The sequence below is a fragment of the Streptomyces sp. NPDC006335 genome (genome assembly GCF_040612795.1).
Taxonomy (GTDB): domain Bacteria; phylum Actinomycetota; class Actinomycetes; order Streptomycetales; family Streptomycetaceae; genus Streptomyces.
The window spans coordinates 1-5,225 of the sequence record NZ_JBEXQX010000046.1 but is presented as its reverse complement, the minus strand read 5'-3'; the positions used below and the strand labels follow the sequence as shown (position 1 = coordinate 5,225).

At 72.3% G+C, this 5,225-nt stretch carries 2 protein-coding genes; both read left to right on the top strand.

Annotated elements, in window-relative coordinates:
- Positions 1-642, top strand: a 642-nt coding sequence (locus tag ABZ098_RS44835; RefSeq protein ID WP_356600867.1) for a condensation domain-containing protein, incomplete at its 5' end; no start/stop codon positions are given.
- The coding region (locus ABZ098_RS44830) for an amino acid adenylation domain-containing protein (protein ID WP_356600865.1) at positions 639-5,225 on the top strand (4,587 nt) is incomplete at its 3' end. The genes ABZ098_RS44835 and ABZ098_RS44830, both read left to right, overlap by 4 nt.

The window sequence follows — 5,225 nt, the reverse complement described above, 5'->3', positions numbered from 1 at the left end:
GGTGACGGCGGGCCGGTGGTGGTGGATGTGGAGAGTCACGGCCGTCATGAGGAGGGTCCGGGGATTGATCTGTCCCGGACGGTGGGCTGGTTCACGTGTTTGTATCCGGTTGTGTTGCCTGGTGGGGCCGATCCCGGTGCGGTGCTGGCGGGTACCAAGGAGATGTTGCGGCAGGTGCCGCGTCACGGCTTGGGCTATGGGCTGTTGCGCCACATGTCGGGGTGGCGGCCGCCCGCGACCGCTGAGATCAGCTTCAACTACCTCGGCCAGGCCGCTGCCAGCCACAACGCCGACGACCTTTTCCAGTTCACCGAGGGGCCACGCGGCCAGGCACGATCACCCGAGGGCGACCGCCTGCACCTGATCGAGATCCTCGGCCGTGTCGCGGAAGGCCGCCTGAACCTGGGCTGGAGCTACAGCGACGAAATCCATGACGAGGCGACGATCTCGGGCCTGGCGCACCGCTACATCGAAGTCCTCGGCGAGCTGATCGACCACTGCTGCCGCCCCGAGGCCGACGGCTACACACCGTCGGACTTCCCGCTGGCCGCCCTCGACGACGCCGCACTGGACCTCATCGCCCAGCACTTCGGCTCGCTGTCCGGGCCGGGGGAGAGCACCGACTCCGGAGGCGGGGCATGACGGCGTACGACATGACGGCACGACCGCGCGGCGGCGCCATCGAGGACATCTACCCACTGACCGGGCTGCAGCAGGGCATGCTGTTCCACTCCCGGCTGGCTCCCGAGCAGGGGATGTACTGGATCCAGTACGGGCTGTTGCTGGACGGCCGGATCGACCTCGGGCTCCTGCGGCGGGCCTGGGAGCTGGTCTTCGCCCGGCACGAGGTCCTGCGCACCGGGGTGTGGGAGCAAGCCAAGGTGCCGATGGCGGTGGTGTCACGGTCGGTGCCGCTGCCCTGGCAGGTGATCGACCTGTCCGGCCTCGACGAGGACGCCCAGCAGCGGGCCGTCGCGGAGTACGAGGCCGCCGACGCCGTCCGGGGCGCCGATTTCGCCGCCCCCTCGCTGACGCGGGTCGCGGTGATGCGACTGGGCGAGGACCGGCATCGGCTGTTATGGAGCTACCACCACCTGCTGCTGGACGGCTGGAGCGCCCCGGTGGTGGTCGGGGACGCCCTGCACGCCTACCGGGAACTCGTGGCCGGTCGGCGGCCGAGGCTGCCGGGGAGGCGGCCGTTCCGTGATTTCGTGGCCTGGTCGTCGGGTCAGGACCAGGAAGCGGCCCGGCGGTACTGGCGGGAGCGGCTCGCCGGGCTCACCGCGCCCACGCCACTGGGCGTCCACACGACAGGCGAGACCGGGCAGGGCACCGCCTGGGTCCGCGTGCCGGCGGACACCTCCGCCAGGATGGCGGAGTTCGCGCGACGGCACCGGCTGACGGTCAACACGGTCGTCCAGGGCGCCTGGGCGGTCCTCACCGCCCGCTACGCCGGTACCGACGACGTCGTGTTCGGCGTGGTCTCCTCCGGGCGCAGCGGTCGGCTGGAGGGCATCGAGTCCATGGTCGGGCTGCTGATCAGCACCATTCCGGCCCGTATCAAGGTCGATCCGGGCCAGACGGTCCCGCAGTGGCTGGCCGGTATACAGGCCGAGCAGGCGCGCGGCCGACGCTTCGAGCACACCGCACTGACCGACATCCAGGCATGTAGCGAGATCCCCGCCGGACAGCCCCTGTTCGAGACGCTGTTCGTCTTCGAGAACTACCCCACGCCGACGGCGCGGGACCAGGACCCCACGGACAGCGACCTGCGGATCCAGCGGATCCTGTTCGAGATGCCGGCGCAGGAGCCGCTGGCCGTCATCGTCAACTGGGACGACGAGCTGGTCGTCCGGATGGTGTACGACCGGGCCAGAATCGACGACGAAACCGCCGGGCGGATGGCCCGCTACCTGGCCGTCGTGCTGGAGGCCATCGCAGCGGACGGCGGCGGCCTGGTCGCCGACCTGCCTGTGCTCACCGAGCGGGAACGGCGCCGTCTCATCGATGCAGGGAACGGCGCGGCGGTACCGACACCACAGGCCGACGGAGCACACGAGCTGATCGCGCGAGCGGCGCCGGACACGATCGCGCTCGAAAGCGGCTCCCTGTCGCTGACGTACGCCGCCCTGAGGGAACGTGCGGCCCGGCTGGCCCACCGGCTGCGTGAGGCTGGGGTCACGGCGGAGACGGTGGTGGGCCTGCACCTGCCGCCGGGACCGGACGCGGTGATCGCCATTCTGGCGGTCTGGCTGGCTGGTGGGGCCTACCTGCCGCTGGACCCCGACCAGGCGGCGGACCGGACGGCGTTCATGCTGGACGACAGCGGCGCGGCGATCGTCGTCGGCACCTCCCTGCCCGCGACTCTGCCCCCCGGGCTGCCGGCCATCGCGCTGGACGACCCGGCGGTCCGGGCCGCCATCGCGGCATCACCCCCCACACCGCCCAGCCCGGTGCCGGGCGGCCCGGATCGGCTCGCCTACGTGATCTACACCTCGGGTTCGACCGGCACGCCCAAGGGCGTGCAGCTGGCTCACCGCGGTGTGGTCAACCTGGCGACCGCGTTCGCCGTGGCCGTGGGGGCCGGAAGGGGGACGCGGGTGCTCCAGGCCGCGCCGCTCAGCTTCGACGGTGCGGTCGGCGAGCTGGTGATGGCACTGGCACTGGGCGGAGCGTCGGTCCTGGCCACGCCGGAGCAGCGCGCCGAACCGAACCTGCTCGCCAAGCTGGTCCGCGACCGGGCCGCGCGGGTGATGCTCGTGCCGCCGTCGCTGCTGAGGGTGCTGGAGCCGGGCGACCTCCGCGGACTCGGCGCCCTGATCACGGTGGGGGAGCGACTGGACCCCGACCTCGCTGCCGCGTGGCGCAACCACCACCGCCTCTTCAACGGCTACGGCCCGACCGAGACCACGGTGGCGGCCAGCATCGGCGCCGTCGGCCCGTCCACCACGGGCGGCCCGGCGATCGGCCGTCCCATCGCCAATTCCCGGGTGTATGTCCTGGACGCCCGGCTGGACCCGGTACCGGTCGGGGTGGCCGGCGAACTGTTCATCGGCGGCGGGCACCTGGCCCGCGGATACGGCCGGCGCCCGGCGCTGACCGCGGAGCGGTTCGTCGCCGACCGGTTCGCCGGCGACGGGTCGCGGCTGTACCGGACGGGCGACCGAGTGCGCTGGCGGGCCGACGGACAACTGGACTTCCTGGGCCGGATCGACGACCAGATCAAGATCCGGGGCTTCCGGGTCGAGCCGGGCGAGATCGAGGCCGCGCTGAACACCCACCCCGCGATCCGGTCGTCCGCGGTCATCGCCCGGGGGGACGGCGCCGGTCGGCGGCTGGCCGCTTACCTCGTCCCGGCGGACCACGTCGAAGGCATCCCCCCGGTGGACGAGCTGCGCGGCCATCTCCGCCGGAGCCTGCCCGACTTCATGATCCCCGCACTGTTCATCGAGCTGGCCGACCTGCCGCTGACCTCGTCCGGGAAGACCGACCGGACGGCGCTGCCGACTCCCTTCCGCCACCGCCCCGACCTGGACGGCCGGTACACCCCACCGTCCAGCCCCGCCGAGGAGCTGGTGGCCGGAATCTGGGCCCAGGTGCTGGGCGTGGACCGGGTCGGCGCGGGCGACGACTTCTTCCAGCTCGGCGGGCATTCGCTGCTGGCCACGCAGGTGATGTCCCGGGTGCGGGCGGTGTTCGGAGCCGAGGTACCCCTCGCCGCGCTGTTCGATCACCCGACGGTGCGGGGCCTGGCCGAGGTGATCGAGGGCACCGCACGCGGGCTGGTGGTGCCGCCGGTGACCGTGGTGTCCCGCGACCGCCCGCTGCCGCTGTCGTTCGCCCAGCAGCGGCTGTGGTTCCTCGACCGGCTCGAACCCGGATCGGCGGAATACGTCGTGTGCCTGTCCATACCCTGGGCCGCCCACGTGGACGTAGCCGTCCTGGGTGAGGCCCTGAACGCGGTGGTGGCGCGGCACGAGGTGCTGCGGACCCGGCTGGTGGCGGGCCCGGACGGGGTGGCGTACCAGGTGATCGACCCGCCGGGCACGGTGCCGCTGCCGGTGGCGGACGTGTCGGACGTGGCCGATCCGACGGCGGCGGCGCGGGCCCTCCTGGCGGTGGACGCGGCCACCCCGTTCGACCTGGCGGCCGAGCCGCTGGTCCGCGCCTGCCTGGTCCGCCTGGGCGAGGCGGGACACGTACTGCTCCTGACGATGCATCACGTCGTCTTCGACGAGTGGTCCGAGCGGATCCTGCGGCGCGATCTGCTGGCGTCCTACGACGCGTTGCGGGCGGGGGAGCCGGATTTGCTGCCGCCGCTCGCGGTGCAGTACGCGGACTTCGCGGTGTGGCAGCGGTCGTTCCTGACCGGGGAGGTGTTGGAGCGGCAGCTGGGTTACTGGCGGGATCGGCTGGCCGGAGCCCCGGTGCTGGAGCTGCCCACCGATCGGCCCCGTCCGCCGGTGCGGTCGACGGCGAGCGGGGTGGTCCCGTTCACCGTCCCCGCCGACGTGGTGGAGGGCCTGCGGGAGGTCGCCCGGGACGGCGGCGCGACGATGTTCATGGCGCTGCTGGCGGGGTTCAGCGTGCTGCTGGGCCGGTACTGCGGTCAGGACGACATCGTGGTGGGCACACCGGTGGCGGATCGGAGCCGAACCGAGACCGAGCACCTGATCGGGTTCTTCCTCAACACCCTGGTGATGCGCGCCGACTTGTCCGGGGACCCGACGTTCGCCGACGTCCTGGCCCGGGTGCGGGAGACCGCGCTGGGGGGCTACGCGCACCAGGATCTGCCGTTCGAGCAGCTGGTGGACGCGCTGGTGACCGATCGGGACCGCTCCCGCACCCCGCTGTTCCGGGTCTTCTTCAGCTACGTCCAGGGAAGCGGGGACATCGACCGCCAGGAGCCCGACGTCCTGGACCACCGCGACGCGGACGAGCCGGAAGGCACGCTGACCCTCGCCGATCTCGATCTCACGCTCAGCGACTCCGGCGAGGGCGGTCTGGCCGGGGCCATGCGGTACAGCACCGCCCTGTTCGACGAAGCCACCATCGAACGGCTGGTGGCTCATCTGGTCACGGTGTTGCGGGCGTTCACGGATCCCGGTCGAAAGGTGGCTGCGCTGGAGCTGCTGTCCGACTCCGAGCGTGAGGAGGTGCGGTCGTGGGGGACGGGTGCCGAGCCGGTGGCGCGGGGCTCGGTGCTGGAGCTGATCGGGGAGCAG